The sequence below is a fragment of the Haloarchaeobius marinus genome (genome assembly GCF_051207415.1).
GTDB lineage: Archaea > Halobacteriota > Halobacteria > Halobacteriales > Natrialbaceae > Haloarchaeobius.
On the sequence record NZ_JBPKGD010000003.1, the window covers coordinates 136,620 to 150,709 of the forward strand.

Annotated in this window: 11 protein-coding genes; 5 read left to right on the forward strand and 6 right to left on the reverse strand. The window is 67.1% G+C overall.

Annotation, left to right across the window (positions count from 1 at the left end; all coding sequences use genetic code 11):
• Positions 1 to 127: 127 nt before the first annotated feature.
• The 3 genes from ACSC1W_RS12645 to ACSC1W_RS12655 all read left to right on the forward strand — a co-directional run bounded on the left by ACSC1W_RS12645 (position 128) and on the right by ACSC1W_RS12655 (position 3,363).
• Positions 128 to 1,318 (forward strand): thiolase family protein, encoded by a 1,191-nt coding sequence (locus ACSC1W_RS12645; protein WP_435347841.1) that lies wholly within the window; start codon positions 128 to 130, stop codon positions 1,316 to 1,318.
• Positions 1,319 to 1,855: 537 nt separating this feature from the next.
• Positions 1,856 to 2,626 (forward strand): ABC transporter ATP-binding protein, encoded by a 771-nt coding sequence (locus tag ACSC1W_RS12650; RefSeq protein ID WP_435347842.1) that lies wholly within the window; start codon positions 1,856 to 1,858, stop codon positions 2,624 to 2,626.
• A 56-nt stretch (positions 2,627 to 2,682) separates the two neighbouring features.
• Positions 2,683 to 3,363 carry a hypothetical protein gene (locus ACSC1W_RS12655; protein WP_435347843.1) on the forward strand — a complete coding sequence of 227 codons (681 nt, stop codon included), beginning with the start codon at positions 2,683 to 2,685 and terminating at the stop codon, positions 3,361 to 3,363.
• A 19-nt stretch (positions 3,364 to 3,382) separates the two neighbouring features.
• On the opposite strand, the gene ACSC1W_RS12660 is transcribed toward ACSC1W_RS12655, so the two are convergent.
• The 6 genes from ACSC1W_RS12660 to ACSC1W_RS12685 all read right to left on the reverse strand — a co-directional run bounded on the left by ACSC1W_RS12660 (position 3,383) and on the right by ACSC1W_RS12685 (position 12,153).
• On the reverse strand, positions 3,383 to 3,913 hold the full coding sequence (locus tag ACSC1W_RS12660; RefSeq protein WP_435347844.1) for a 2'-5' RNA ligase family protein: 531 nt from the start codon (positions 3,911 to 3,913) through the stop codon (positions 3,383 to 3,385).
• Positions 3,914 to 4,101: 188 nt separating this feature from the next.
• Positions 4,102 to 4,905 (reverse strand): N-acyl homoserine lactonase family protein, encoded by an 804-nt coding sequence (locus ACSC1W_RS12665; RefSeq protein ID WP_435347846.1) that lies wholly within the window; start codon positions 4,903 to 4,905, stop codon positions 4,102 to 4,104.
• A 41-nt stretch (positions 4,906 to 4,946) separates the two neighbouring features.
• A complete protein-coding gene (locus ACSC1W_RS12670) occupies positions 4,947 to 6,878 on the reverse strand; it encodes a cation:proton antiporter domain-containing protein (RefSeq protein WP_435347847.1) in 1,932 nt (643 codons plus the stop codon).
• Positions 6,879 to 7,100: 222 nt separating this feature from the next.
• On the reverse strand, positions 7,101 to 9,083 hold the full coding sequence (locus ACSC1W_RS12675; RefSeq protein WP_435347848.1) for an AMP-dependent synthetase/ligase: 1,983 nt from the start codon (positions 9,081 to 9,083) through the stop codon (positions 7,101 to 7,103).
• Positions 9,084 to 9,213: 130 nt separating this feature from the next.
• Complete coding sequence (locus tag ACSC1W_RS12680) at positions 9,214 to 11,154, reverse strand: AMP-dependent synthetase/ligase (protein ID WP_435347849.1); 1,941 nt, start codon at positions 11,152 to 11,154, stop codon at positions 9,214 to 9,216.
• A gap of 87 nt (positions 11,155 to 11,241) precedes the next feature.
• Complete coding sequence (locus ACSC1W_RS12685) at positions 11,242 to 12,153, reverse strand: MBL fold metallo-hydrolase (protein WP_435347851.1); 912 nt, start codon at positions 12,151 to 12,153, stop codon at positions 11,242 to 11,244.
• Between the two features lie 171 nt (positions 12,154 to 12,324).
• On the opposite strand from ACSC1W_RS12685, the gene serS reads away from it, so the two are divergent.
• Together serS and ACSC1W_RS12695 are read left to right on the forward strand one after the other, a co-directional pair.
• Positions 12,325 to 13,704, forward strand: coding sequence for a serine--tRNA ligase (serS, locus tag ACSC1W_RS12690; protein WP_435347852.1), 1,380 nt, complete (start codon positions 12,325 to 12,327; stop codon positions 13,702 to 13,704).
• A 50-nt stretch (positions 13,705 to 13,754) separates the two neighbouring features.
• The gene (locus ACSC1W_RS12695; RefSeq protein WP_435347853.1) at positions 13,755 to 14,075 is read left to right on the forward strand and encodes an SHOCT domain-containing protein; all 321 of its coding nucleotides are present in this window, start codon (positions 13,755 to 13,757) and stop codon (positions 14,073 to 14,075) included.
• The last annotated feature ends 15 nt before the right edge of the window (positions 14,076 to 14,090 follow it).

Consider the following 14,090-nt stretch of genomic DNA (forward strand, 5'->3'; position numbering starts at 1 on the left):
CCGATGCGAGCGTGACGGCGTCGACCGCCGGTGGTGACCACCGACCGCGAGACGTCCGAATAAACTCCACGCCCGATTACTGCCCGTTCAGCCGTGATTTAAGGGGGTCGCCACCCGAGGGGGAACCATGGCAGCACACACGCCCGTCATCGCGGCAGCGTACCGGACACCCCAGGGTCGCCAGGGAGGCGTCTACGAGAACACCCGCGGCGAGGACCTCTCGATTGCGCTCATCGACGAGATACTCGCCGAGAACGGCCTCTCCGGCGAGGACGTCGACGACCTCATGTGGGGCTGTGCCCAGCAGCGCGGCGAGCAGGACAACAACGTCGCCCGCATCATCGCGCTCATGTCCGAACTCGGCGAGAGCGTTCCCGCGACGACCATCAACCGCTGGTGTGCGTCCTCCATGCAGGCCGTCATCTCTGCCTCCGACGCCATCGCCGCCGGCAACCGCGACTGCATCATCGCGGGTGGATTCGAGCACATGACACGCGTGCCGATGGGCGGCGGGATGGAGAGCCGGAACTTCCACCCCGCGTTCCAGGAGCTGTACAACATGGTCGAACTCCAGATGGGCATGACCGCCGAGAAGGTCGCCGAGGAGTACGACATCTCCCGCGAGGCACAGGACCGCTACGCCGCCCAGAGCCACCAGCGCGCCCACGAGGCGACCGAGGAGGGTCGCTTCGACGACGAGATAGTCCCCATCGAGGCCGAGGTCACCGTCGAGGAGGACGAGGACGGCGACCCCGTCGAGACCGAGACCCGGACCATCACGGAGGACGAGGGCATCCGGCCCGGCACCGACTTCGAGACGCTCCAGAGCCTCCCGCCCGCGTTCATGCAGGACGTCACCGCCGGGAACTCCTCCCAGATATCCGACGGCGCGGCCGCGACGCTCGTCACCTCGAAGGAGTTCGCCGAGGAGCACGACCTCGAGATTCTCGCCGAGGTCGGCACGAACAACGTCGCCGGCGTCGACCCGACCGTCATGGGCATCGGCCCGGTCCCGGCGACCCGCGGCCTCCTCGAACGCAACGGCCGCGACATCGAGGACTACGACCTCGTCGAACTCAACGAGGCGTTCGCCTCCCAGACCGTCTACGCCCGCGACGAACTCGGCATCGACAACGACAGCTTCAACGTCAACGGCGGCGCCATCGCCATCGGGCACCCCCTCGGAGCCTCCGGCGCACGCCTGCCGGTGACGCTCATCCACGAGCTCCGAAAGCGCGGCGGCGGTCTCGGACTCGCGACGCTCTGCGTCGGCTTCGGGCAAGGTGCCGCCATCGAGTTCGAGGTCGAAGGCGAGTAGACCCCGCGTCGGTCACTTTTTGGCCCAGCTTTTGCGACCGAGCGCAGCGAGGGAGACAAAAGGTGGTCGCGCCAGGGTGCCGCCATCGAGTTCGAGGTCGAAGGCGAGTTCGAGGTCGAAGGCGAGTTCGAGGTCGAAGGCGAGTAGACCCCGCGTCGGTCACTTTTGAAAGCAGACAACGACTGCACGGCGACTCGAAGGACCACCGAATCACCGACCCCAGATTACCCACCGGTGGCGTGCGCTTGCGTGACCGCGAACGCGCGAGCGTGAGCGTGAGCGTGAGCGTGTCGCGCAGGCACCGCGCGAGGGACGAGCATCGCAGGCGAACGAAGTGAGCCGAGACGCGCAGTCGGTTGGGGAGGGTGTGGTGCGGTCGTGTGTCGTCGGCGCGAGTGACCCGTTCGAACGACCGACGAACCCCCAACGACCGACGAACCGACGGTAGTGACCGTCGCGGTGACGGCCTACGGACGACGTGCCGGTACGGAACCAGTCACCGTGGCTTGATGTCCGTCCGGGTCGAACACTCCGGATATGACCGACGCGGCCATCGTCACCGAGGACCTCACCAAGACGTACGACGAGACCACAGCGGTCGAAGCCCTCGACCTCAGAATCGAGTCGGGGGCGGTGTTCGGCTTCCTCGGACCCAACGGCGCCGGCAAGACGACGACGATGCGCATCCTGACCACGCTCACGCGGCCGACGTCGGGGACGGCCCTCGTCGCGGGCGAGTCCATCACCGACCGCGAGTCGGTGACGCCACACATCGGCTACCTGCCCGAGAACCCGCCGCTGTACGAGGAGTTGACGGGTCGCGAGCAACTGGAGTACGTCGCCGGCCTGCGGGACATCCCCGACGAGGCGGCCGGGGACCGCATCGAGTCGCTGCTGGCGCGGTTCGACCTGCTGGACGACGCCGACAAGCGCATCGAGGCCTACTCGAAGGGGATGCGCCAGAAGACCGGCGTCATCCAGGCGGTGTTGCACGAACCGGACGTGGTGTTCCTCGACGAACCGACGTCGGGACTCGACCCCCGGGCGGCACGGACGATGCGCGACACCATCGCCGACCTCGCCGACCGGGAGATGACCGTCTTCCTCTCGACGCACATCCTGCCCGTCGTCGACGAACTCGCCGACCGCGTCGGCGTGCTCCACGAGGGGCGACTCGTCGCAGAGGGCTCGCCCGAGGAACTGAAACGCCGCGCAGAGACGGGCGAGGCCCGCAGCCTGGAGGACGCCTTCCTCGCCGTGACGACCGAGGACGTGGGCGAGGCACCGCCGGAGTCGGCAGCCGAATGACGGAGCGGCAGCGTAACGGGCGGTTTCATCTCGGCCGCCCGTGAACCGAATCGACGATGGCAGACCACGCCCGCATCGAGTTCTCGCTGCCGAGTCGTGACACAGAAGAGCGGTTCGTCCGTGAGTACGCCGTCGACACCGTCGAACGGCTGCACGACGACCCCGCGTGCGAGAAGTTCGTCTACATCCGGGCGGGCGAGGCGGACCAGTTCGACGGCGGAGGCATCGTCGTCGATATCCACGGGGACGCCGAGACGGTCGTCGACGGCGAGCGCGAACGGTGGGACGCGCTCGTCGAGGACGGCCTCGTCACCGACTGGGAGCACGCAGACGTGGCGCTCGTGGAGCGTCTGACCGACTACTACGGCGCGGACGGCGCCGAACTCGCCGAGCACCTGCGCTACGTAGCCACGCGGATGTCCACCGCCGCCGTCGAGGAACTGGACGGGCAGGTCGCCCCGGAGGACGCCTATCCCGACGAGGGCGAGGGGCCGGTCGGCTGGTGGAACGTCCTCCACATCCTCTCGAACCAGCAGGGGTACACCGGCGAGGAGGAACTCGACTCGGTGATGCGCATCGTCGAGAACGGATTGGTCAACTACGCCGCAGCCCACGGCGAGGCCGCCGCGAACGAGAAGGTTGACGAGCTGATCGCGGACCTCGAAGCGACCCGCGAGGAGCTATCGGCGTACGTCGATTACGACGAAGACGAGGAGGTAGCGCAGGGGAGCGAGTGACCGAGGACGAGGCCGACGCTCACAGCTCGACCCGCGAGCAGATGTGCGTCTCGTCGCCGTTCGATTCGAGGTGTGCGATGTCCTCGATTCGCATCTCCCAGTCGAACTCCCGGCCGGAGAGGTAACTGACCACCTCGCCGACGAGGTCGCTGTCGAGGCTGTAGTACGCCAGCGTGATGTGTGGGAACCACCGGTCGGGATGGTAGTAGTGGTCGGCGTGGTCGGCGAAGTCGGTGAGCCGAGACCAGAGGCTGTCGTGCAGGTCGGCCAGGGCCGGCGAGCGTGCCACCGGCAGGTAGATCACCGGTGCGGCGGTGAACACGCCCAGTCCGCCGGTCCGGACGGTGAAGGGGTCCACCTCGGGGCGAACCGAGTGCAGGCGCGACCCGACCGTCGCCGCGTCGTAGGAGTCGGCGACGTGGTAGGAGATGTGCGGCGGCGGGAGTTCGGCGGCCGGGTCGATGCCGAACTCGTCGTCGAGGTCGTCCCAGAGGTCGAGCACTCGCTGGTGGTGGTCGTCGGGTAGCGTGGAGATGACGGCAGAGTTCATCGGAATGGCCGGAGTGTGGCGGACCGCCCGGTCCAACACTCGCCTCCCATCGCGTCAGACATGTGTCGCACGGTTCGAGAGTCTCCCGCTTAAACATTGTTGACGAATCGGACTGTCTCTGCCAGAGAGACCACGCCGTCTCCGGCTTCGTAACTCGTCCTGCTCGCTCTACACGCGAATCCCCGGCCTCAGCGAAGCGCCTCCGGCGGCGCCGGGAGCGACCCGATGTCCTCGGGGTCGTGGTGGACGTACACGTCGGCGTCGGTCCGGGCGGCGCGACGCTTGATGGCCTGGATGGACTCGACCGAGTCTTCCAGCGAGTGGGCGAAGGACGCCGCCAGTTCCTGCTCGTAGCCGACCCGGTGGTTCGCGGCGTCGACGGCGAGGACGACCGTGCCAGCCTCCGGGAGTTCGACCTGCAGCGACTGGTGACCGGGCGAGTGCCCCGGCGTCGGGAAGGCGACGACGCTCCCGTCGCCGAACACGTCGTACTCGCCGCCGACCGGCGTCACGACGTAGTCCATCCGACGAAGGTGGTGGAAGTCGCCGGTGACGTAGAACAGACGCTGGACGCCGTCGGGGTAGAACGCGTAGCGCAACTCCGTCTTCTGGACGACGAACTCGGCGTCGGGGAACAGGTCGAGGTTCCCCGCGTGGTCGGTGTGCAGGTGACTCAACACGACGACGTCGACGTCGTCGGGTTCGTAGCCGACCGAGTCAAGCAGCGCCTCGAGGTGCTGGTCGTCGTCCTGCTCCAGCGTCTCCAGCAGGGGTTCCATGTGCGCCGCGCCGGCCGGCCCGTACGACGCCGGGTCGGCGACGAGGTCGGGACTGACGCCGGTGTCCAGCAGGACGGTCCCCTCCGGGTGTTCTATCAGGTACACCGGACAGGTGCCGCGATACGGTTCGCCGGGATTCTGCATCTGGACGGCCGCGGAGAAGTCGAACGTCCAGTGCGCCGTGTTCAACGTGTAGAGTGCCGTCGCAGACATGTCGACATCCTTCGAACCGGACCGGGATAAAAGCGACCGGGTCAGTCCTTGGGGTGACAGAATTCCATCGCGTCGCGGACGCTGTCACGTTCGCCCAGCAGGGTGAGGCTGTCGCCCTCCTGCAGCGTGAAGTCGGCGCCGGGGACCTGGGTCTTCCCGTCGCGGGAGACGAGGGCGACGAGACAGCCCTCGGGGAGTTCCGGGCCGATCTCCTGGAGCGTCCGGCCGATGAGTTCCGACGAGGTCACCTCTATCTCCTGGATGTCCCCGGCCTCGCCGAAGTGAGTTATCCAGTTCGACAGCGCGGGCCGTTCTATCTCGTTGTCGATGGCCCACGCCGTCGCCATCGCGGACGAGATGGTTCGGACGCCGAGGTCCTCGAACGCCGCCACGTTGTCGGGGTTGTTCGCCCGGGCGATGACCGACTCGACCTCGAACTTGCTTGATGCGAGCTGTGCTGCGAGGAGGTTCGCGTCGTCGTCACCGGTCGCCGCGACGACTATCTTGGCGTTGTCGGCCCCGGCGGCCCGCAACACCTCGGTGTCGGTCCCGTCGCCCTTGTGGACGGTGAAGCCCGCGTCGCGGGCGACCTCGACGATTTCGTCGTCCTTCTCGATGATGACGACGTTCTCTCCTCGGCCTGTGAGGCGTTCGGCGAGCGACCGGCCCACCTTCCCGCCTCCGATGATGAGTACGCGCATTGGGATTACGTCTAGTGCTTCCGCGATCTGTCTGGCGAGTCCTGCTTCGAGGACGACGGTGACGAGGATGACGAGGAACACGGTCCCGACGAGGATGCCGGCACCCTCGGGGTTGGCCGGCAGCGTTTCCGTGTTCTGCAGTTCGAGCGCGAACAGCGTCGCCACCGACGCCGGGATGATGCCCCGCGGGCCGACGAGGCTGATGAACCAGCGCTCGTTCGTCGTGAACCGGTCACCCGTCGTGCTGACGAACACGAGCAGTGGCCGGAGGACGAGGGTGATGACCACCACGAGTGCGATCCCCTGCCAGCCGAGTTCGTACAGGCTCTGGAACTCCAGCAGCGCCGCCAGCGCGATGAACACGAACGAGAGGACGACGAGCGTCACGTCGCCCTTGAATTCCTCTATCTGCTCCTCGTAGGGCAGGTCCGCGTTCCCGAGGACGATGCCGGCCGTCGCGACGGCGGCGACGCCCGCCTCGGAGAATATCTCGTTCGCCGTGGCGAAGGCGACGACGGCGCCCGCGAGCGTTAGCAGGCGGGCGTTCTGGGGGGCGTTGTCCGGCGAGAGGTCGACGTGGCGCAGGACGTACCAGACGACGCCCGCGACGGCGAGTCCGATGAGCAACCCGGTCCCGAGTCGCTCGGCGAAGCGCTGGATGTACAGTTCGGGGCTCGACTCGGGGACCGCGAGCACCTCGAAGATGACGACGGCGAGGATGGCCGCCGTCACGTCGTTGACGATGCCCTCGGTCTCCAGCGCCGCCTCGACGCGGTCACGGACCGCGACGACTTCGAGGATGGGCGTGATGACCGTCGGCCCGGTCGCGATGAGCAACGCGCCGACGAGGCCGGCGATGCCCCACTCGACGTCAAGCAGGTAGTGGACGGCCACCGTCGTGCCGACGAACGATATCGCCGCCCCGACCGTGACGAGTCGAATCGTCGCCGAGGGTGCCTCCCTGAGTTTGGCGATCTTCAGGTGGAAGGCCCCCTCGAAGACGATGATGGCGACGGAGAGGCCGACGATGGTCGACAGCGCGCCGCCGAACGTGTCCTGGGTCACGATGGGGTCGATGAAACCGAACCAGGAACCGATGCCCTCCGGTCCGACGAGGATGCCAGCGATGATGAGAAAGAGCACGCTGGGCGTCCGGTACCGGTCGCCGAGAACCTGGGCGACGACGCCGAGGGCGATGATGAGCGCGACGACGAGCGCGAGGTCGCTCGAACTCTCGGCCGCGAGTACGAGGTCGGCGAACGCACCGGTCACGAGGAGACACCCATGTACCCGGGACGAGGGACGCGTCCTGTATAAACGACCCGTTTGCGGCCAGCCAATCGACCACTATCGACGGTGTAGAATTGCAGAATCTGCAGGAAGGGAATCTGGAACGACGGGAACGTGGACAAAGTCGCCAGAAACGTGGGTGAAACTCGAGAAACCGGCGTGTCGAGGGGCGTCACGTCGACGGGCGCACACCTGACCCGCCCGTCAGTCGTCGGCCTCGGCCGGTTCGGTGCGCTCGGCGTCGCCGTATATGTCCGCGACCAGGTCGTCGTAGCGCGACTTGATGTTCCGGCGCTTCTTCTTCATCGTCGGCGTGACCAGGTCGTTCTCCTCGGTGAACTCCTCGGGCACCAGTCGGAACTGCTTGATCCGTTCGTGCTTCTCGAACCGTTCGTTGACGGACTCCACCTCGTTCTCGATGGCGTCGACGACGCGCGGGTGGCGACAGAGTTCCTCGTCGTCGTCCGGCAGGTCGATGTCGGCGTCCTCGGCGTCGCTCCGGATGACGTCGAACGCGGGGACGATCAGCGCCGAGATGAACTTCTCCCCGTCGCCCATCACCATCACCTGCTCGATGGCGCGACTGGAGACGAACGCGTCCTCGATGGGTGCCGGCGCGACGTTCTTCCCCGTCGAGAGCACCAGTATCTGCTTGGCGCGCTCGCGGAACATCAGGTAGTCGTCGGGTCGCTTCTGGACGACGTCGCCGGTCCGGAAGTAGCCGTCGTCCGTGAACGACTCCTCGGTCGCCTCGGGCTTGTTCCAGTAACCGTCGGTCACGTTCGGACCCTTGATGAGCAACTCGCCGAGTCTCCCGATGGCGTCCGTCGCCTGGCCCTCGGGGACGACCGAACTGTCTATCTTGATGTCCATGTCGTGGTAGGTCGGCCCGATGGTGCCGATCTTCGGCTCCTCGGGCGGGTTGCTCGTGACGACGGGCGACGCCTCGGTCAGCCCGTACCCCTCGTAGATGGGCAGGCCCATCCCGTGGTACAGTGTACACAGCTCCGCCGAGAGCGTCCCGCCGCCGCTGATGAGGACGTCGACGTTCCCACCCAGCGCCTGTCGCACGTCGCTGAAGACGAGTTTGTCCGCCAGCCAGTACCGGAGTCGGAGCCACCCACCCGGCCTGTCCGACCGGTAGTACTCGCGGCTGATGTCGGTCGCCCACTCGAACACCCGCTGCTTGAACGAGGACTCCTCGGCCTGCTCGCGGATGGCATCGTATATCTTCTCGTACACGCGAGGGACGCTCGTCGCCAGGTTCGGTTCGACCTGCTGGAAGTCCTCTTTCAGCGTGTCGACGCTCTCGGCGTAGGCGACGCACCCACCGGCCGCGAAGATGTGGAAGTGCCCGGCAGCACGCTCGAAGACGTGCGCCAGCGGGAGGTACGACACCGTCTGCGTGTCCTGGTCGACGGCCGGGACGTCGCCCGACTTGTCGGGCCGGGGACCGAACCGTCGGTACATCTGGTTGACGTTCGACCGGAAGTTGCGATGCGTGAGGCGGACGCCCTTGGGCTGTCCGGTCGTCCCGGACGTGTACACCAGACTCGCCAGGTCGTCGAGGTCGACCTCGTCCAGCCACGCCTCGAAGTCGTCCCGGTCGAACCGACGCTTGCCCTGCTCGTACACCTCCGCCAGCGTGTAGATGCCGTCCTCGTCGTCGTACTCCGGGGAGAGTTCGTCCATCGAGACGACGAAGCGGATGCTCAGCGCGTCCGACACCTGGAGCACTCGTTCGAGCAACTCCTCGTTCTCGACGACGACGCCCGTCGCCCCGGGGTCGCTGAGCAGGTACTGCACCTGCGCCGGCGAGGACGACTCGTACACCGTCGTCACGACCGCACCGGCCGAGAGCAACCCGAAGTCACACTGTGCCCACTCCATCCGCGTGTCGGCGAACATCCCGACGCGGTCGCCGGCCTGGATGCCGAGCGCGCGAAACCCCGCCGCGATTCCCTCGACGATGTCCTGCATCTCGGCGTACGAGAGCGTCGCGAACTCCCCGTCCGGTGGGGTGTCGATCGCCCCCGTCGACGCGAGCGACCGGTCGTAGATGCCGCCCTTGTACTTCTGTGCCGGTCTGTCACGGTTCCTGTCGGCGCTCTCGTGGAACATCCGCGCCAGGGTGTTCATCCCCGTCACGTCGTTCGAGAACGACCGTTCTGCGTCCCACCACTCCATGTCTGGCGTTCTGCACGCATCGGAAATGATAAAAGGTTATGGTATATGTCAAACCGACACGATTGCCCCGTCGAGCGACTGGACCGCGCGACTGGGCGGCGAGGAACGGGCGAACCGACGCTCGGCCTGCTCAGTCCTCGTAGATGTCCGCGACGAGGTCGGAGTAGCGTTCGAGGATGTTCCGGCGCTTCTTCTTCAGCGTCGGCGTCAACAGGTCGTTCTCCTCGGTGAACTCCTCGGGGAGCAGGCGGAACGCCTTGATGCGTTCGTACGTCTCGAACTCGGGGTTGATGCGGTCGACCTCCTGCTGGACCTGTTCGTGGACGAACTCGTGTTCGCACGCGTCCTCGTCGTCCTCGGGCACCTCGACGCCCTGTTCGGCCGCCACCGCACGGATTCGCTCCAGGTTCGGCACCAGCAGCGCGGAGACGTACTTGTAGTCGTCGCCGACGACCATCCCCTGCTCGACGACCGGCGAGGAGGCGAAGGCGTCCTCGATGGGTGCCGGCGCGACGTTCTTCCCCGTCGAGAGCACCAGTATCTGCTTCGAGCGCTCGCGGAACTCCAGGTAGCCGTCCGGGCGGCGGTGGACGATGTCGCCGGTCCGGAAGTAACCGTCGTCCGTGAAGGCCCGCTCCGTCGCGTCGGGCCGGTCCCAGTACCCCTGGGTAACGTTCGGCCCCTGGACGAGCAGTTCGCCGACCTCGCCCTCGTCGGCGGCGAACGGTGCCTGCTCGACGGCCGACTCGTCGATCCTGACGTCTACCTCGGGCAACGGCAGGCCGATGGTACCGATCTGGGGGTTCTCCGGTGGGTTGACGGAGACGACCGGTGCCGTCTCGGTCAGGCCGTATCCCTCGAGGATGGGCAGGCCCATCCCGTGGTACAGCGCACAGAGTTCCGCCGACAGCGACCCGCCGCCGCTGATGAGGAAGTCGACGTTCCCGCCCAGTGCGTCGCGCACCTTCTGGAACACGAGTCGGTCGGCCACCGCCGCCTTCGCACGCAACGCCACTCCCGGGTCGTCCGTCGTGTGGTAGTCGACGCCGACGTCGGTCGCCCACTCGAAGATGCGCGTCCGGAGGTCCGACGTCTCGGCCTGCTCGCGGATGGCGTCGTATATCTTCTCGTACACGCGGGGGACGCTCGTCGCCGTGTTCGGCCTGACGAGCGAGAAGTCCTCCTCGAGCGTGTCGGGGTTCTCGGCGTACCCCACGCAGGCCCCCGACGCGAACATCTCGAAGTGACCGGCCAACCGCTCGAAGACGTGTGCCAGCGGGAGGTACGACACCGACCGGGTGTCGCTGTCGATCTCCGGAAGGCCGTCCTTGTCGGGGCGGGGGCCGTACCGTCGCCTGACCTGGTTCACGTTCGACCGGAAGTTGCCGTGGGTCAACTGGACGCCCTTGGGTCGGCCGGTCGTTCCGGAGGTGTAGATGAGGCTGGCGAGGTCGTCCCAGCCCTGCTCGTCGACCCACGACTCGTACTCGTCGACGTCGAACACCTCCTCCCCGCGGTCGTGGACCTCGTCGAGCGTGTAGACGTCCTCGCGGTCGTGGTAACCCTCTATCCAGTCCATCACGACGACGAACTCGAGGTCGAGGTCGTCCTCGACCTCGAACACCCGGTTCATCATGTCGGCGTTCTCGACGACGACGCCCGTCGCCCCGGGGTCCTCCAGCAGATAGTGGACCTGCTTCGCCGACGACCCGGAGTAGACCGTCGTGACGACCGCACCTGCAGCCAGCAGGGCGAAGTCACACTGTGCCCACTCCATCCGCGTGTTGGCGAACAGGCCGACGCGGTCGTCCGTCCCCACGCCGAGGTCGCGGAACCCGGCCGCGAGGTTGCGGACGATGCCCTGCATGTCGCGGTAGCTGAGCGCCCGGTACTCCCCTTCCGGGGCCGCCGGCAAGACGGACTCGGTCAGCGCCCGGTCGTAGACGCCACCTTTGAACATCTGTGCGGGTTCGTCGGGATGTCGCTCCGCGCTGTCCTCGAACATTCGGGCGAGGTTCGTCTCTCCGATGACCTCGTCCTCGTACTCCAGCTCTGCATCCTGCCAGTCCATATCACACCCCATAGAGGGAGGGGGAATAAAGTCATCTGAACTCCTTGTACGTTTCTCTCCGACCGCTCGAACGTCACGACCCGCCCCTCAGCCGTCCTGACTGTCGAGGTATCGCAGGACGCCCCGGACGTTCATCGCCGTCTCGCCGTAGGCTTTCTTCTCGCCCCAGACGCCCGCCATGCCCGACCCCGTCGCGAAGTGCTCCACGACGGCCTCGTCGTCGTCCAGTCGCTGCCGAACGTGGGCGACAGCGGCGACCCACGACTCCAGGCGCGCCTCGTACGCCGTCAGCAGGTCGTCCGCCCGCGCGGGCCCGAAGTGCGCGTACAGCAAGGTCGACGGGTCGAACGCCCGGATCGTCTCGACGTCCGCCAGCGCCTGCTCCAGGTCGAACTGCGGCGGCGGCGTCGTCTGTCGGACCTCGCCGCGACTCGGCACGTAGATGCCCGCCGCGTCCGCCGTGAACACGGCGTCGTTCGTCGGGTCGTGGAACACCAGCTGGTGCGGGGCGTGTCCGGGTGTGTGCGCCGCGTGCAGTTCGTGGTCGCCGCAGTCGACGACGTCTCCGGCTTCGAGTTCGCGTATCCGGTCCTCCGGCACCGGTTTCGGCTCGGTGTACCACTCAATCTGGTCGCCCACCGCCGCCTTCGTCCCCTCCCAGAGCCGCGACGGGTCGGCGAGGTGGCGCGCGCCGAGTTCGTGTACCTCCACGGTCGCGTTCTCGCACGCCTCGGCGAGGTAGCCGGCACCCCCGGCGTGGTCGAGATGGACGTGTGTGACCACGATGTGCTCGACGGCGTCGCGCCCGATGCCCAGTTCGTCCAGTGCGTCGAGGAGATACTCGTGGTTCGTCCCGATACCCGTATCGACCAGGGCCACCTCCTCGGCGTCGAGGACGTAGACGGACCCGTACTCGCTGGTGCCGTACATCCCGGTGTCGACGTAGGATAGGTCCGAGCAGTCGCCGGTCGTGACTTCGTAGACGTCGCCTTCACCCATGTATGGTGGCGCGTGGTGCCGGGTGAAAAGTGTGACTCGTCGACCCGGTTTTGCCGACACGTCGACTGCGGCCGGGCGACGTCGTTCGCTGCCCGGCATCCCGACGACGGCTGAGACGACGCACCACACATCCGATACGGTTTTCCCGGCCCCTCTGCAACCAACCTGCAAATGCTCGACCGTCGATACCTCCGGGAGAACCCCGACGAGGTCCGCGAGAGTCTGGCGGACCGCGGCTACGAGGACGTGGACCTCGACCGCGTCCTCGAACTGGACGAACAGTGGCGCGAACACAAGGCAAGGGGCGACGACCTCCGGCACGAACGCAACACGGTCAGCAAGAAGGTCGGCCAGTTGAAACAGGAGGGCGACGACGAGGCGGCCGAGGAGGCCATCGAGCGCTCGCAGGAACTCAAGGCGGAACTCGAGGCGGTCGAGGACCGGACCGCCGACCTAGAACGGGAACTCGAGCAGGCGATGCTCGAACTGCCCCAGATTCCCCACGAGTCGGTCCCCGTCGGGTCCGAGGAGGCCGACAACGTCGAGGAGGAGCGCTGGGGCTTCGACGACCTGCGCGACCTACCCGACGAGGTGACGCCGCACTACGACCTCGGTGAGGACCTCGACATCATCGACGAGGCCCGGGGAGCGAAGACGACCGGTGCCGGCTTCTACTTCCTGAAGGGTGACGGCGCGCGACTCGAGCACGCGCTCATCCAGTTCATGCTGGACGTCCACCGCGAACAGGACTACGTCGACGTCTTCCCGCCGGTCCCGGTCAAGTCGACGTCGATGCAGGGCACCGGCCAGTTGCCGAAGTTCAACGAGGACGCCTACCGCATCGGCGGCGACGAGTTCGAGGACTACGAGGACGACGACCTGTGGCTCTGTCCGACGGCGGAGGTGCCGGTGACGAACATGTACCGCGACGACATCCTCCTCCGGGAGGACCTCCCGCTGAAGCACCAGGCGTACACGCCGAACTTCCGGCGGGAGGCGGGCGAGCACGGGACCGAGACGCGTGGCATCGTCCGCGTCCACCAGTTCAACAAGGTCGAACTCGTCAACTTCGTCGAACCGGCGGAGAGCTACGATCGACTCGAGGCCCTGCTCGACGAGGCCGCAACGGTGCTCGAACGGCTCGAACTCCCCTACCGCGTGCTGAACCTCTGTACCGGCGACCTCGGCTTCGCCGCCGCGAAGACGTACGACCTCGAGGTGTGGGCCCCGGGCACCGAGAGCGAGGACGCACCGGAGGGGCTGGGCGGTCGCTGGCTCGAGGTCTCCAGCGCCTCGAACTTCGAGGACTTCCAGGCCCGCCGGGCGGGCATCCGCTACCGGCCGGAACACCACGAGTCGGCCGAGTACCTCCACACGCTCAACGCGTCGGGGACCGCCGTCGGCCGCGTGATGGTCGCCGTACTCGAGTACTACCAGAACGAGGACGGCACCGTCACGGTCCCACCGGTCCTGCGCCCGTACATGGGCGGCCAGGAGGTCATCGAGGGGCACGAGAAGGTGGGCGAGAGCGCCCTCGGCGAGGGCGAGTAGGTCGGCCGGCCGACGGAACGCTTTTGCGCCCGACGCTCCCAGGACGGAGTATGGTCGGCCCTCCCGCGTTCGTCGGCGGCATCGGCGGTCCAGAGCTCGTCATCATCCTCCTCGTCTTCTCGCTGCCCGTCGCCCTCGTGATGCTGGCAGCTATCGTCCACGCCGCCCGGGGGACGGACGACGAGACGCCGGGTGCGCCGGTCGAACGCGACGAAACCGCGTCGAACGACCGTGCGCTCGAAGAACTCAGAATCGCCTACGCCCGCGGCGACGTGGACGACGAGGAGTACCGGCGACGAAAGCGCGTCCTCGAACGCGACCGCGAGGTCGTCGACCGCGAGGACGCCGAATCCACGGACCGGGCCCGGTAGCGACCCGCACGGGCG

Excerpts from the sequence above, each read along its gene's own strand:
- ACSC1W_RS12650 (WP_435347842.1), top strand. The coding sequence starts at position 1,856 with ATGACCGACGCGGCCATCGTCACCGAGGACCTCACCAAGACGTACGAC.
- ACSC1W_RS12695 (WP_435347853.1), top strand. The coding sequence starts at position 13,755 with ATGGTCGGCCCTCCCGCGTTCGTCGGCGGCATCGGCGGTCCAGAGCTC.
- serS (WP_435347852.1), top strand. The coding sequence starts at position 12,325 with ATGCTCGACCGTCGATACCTCCGGGAGAACCCCGACGAGGTCCGCGAG.
- ACSC1W_RS12665 (WP_435347846.1), bottom strand. The coding sequence starts at position 4,905 with ATGTCTGCGACGGCACTCTACACGTTGAACACGGCGCACTGGACGTTC.
- ACSC1W_RS12675 (WP_435347848.1), bottom strand. The coding sequence starts at position 9,083 with ATGGAGTGGTGGGACGCAGAACGGTCGTTCTCGAACGACGTGACGGGG.
- ACSC1W_RS12660 (WP_435347844.1), bottom strand. The coding sequence starts at position 3,913 with ATGAACTCTGCCGTCATCTCCACGCTACCCGACGACCACCACCAGCGA.
- ACSC1W_RS12685 (WP_435347851.1), bottom strand. The coding sequence starts at position 12,153 with ATGGGTGAAGGCGACGTCTACGAAGTCACGACCGGCGACTGCTCGGAC.
- ACSC1W_RS12680 (WP_435347849.1), bottom strand. The coding sequence starts at position 11,154 with ATGGACTGGCAGGATGCAGAGCTGGAGTACGAGGACGAGGTCATCGGA.
- ACSC1W_RS12645 (WP_435347841.1), top strand. The coding sequence starts at position 128 with ATGGCAGCACACACGCCCGTCATCGCGGCAGCGTACCGGACACCCCAG.
- ACSC1W_RS12655 (WP_435347843.1), top strand. The coding sequence starts at position 2,683 with ATGGCAGACCACGCCCGCATCGAGTTCTCGCTGCCGAGTCGTGACACA.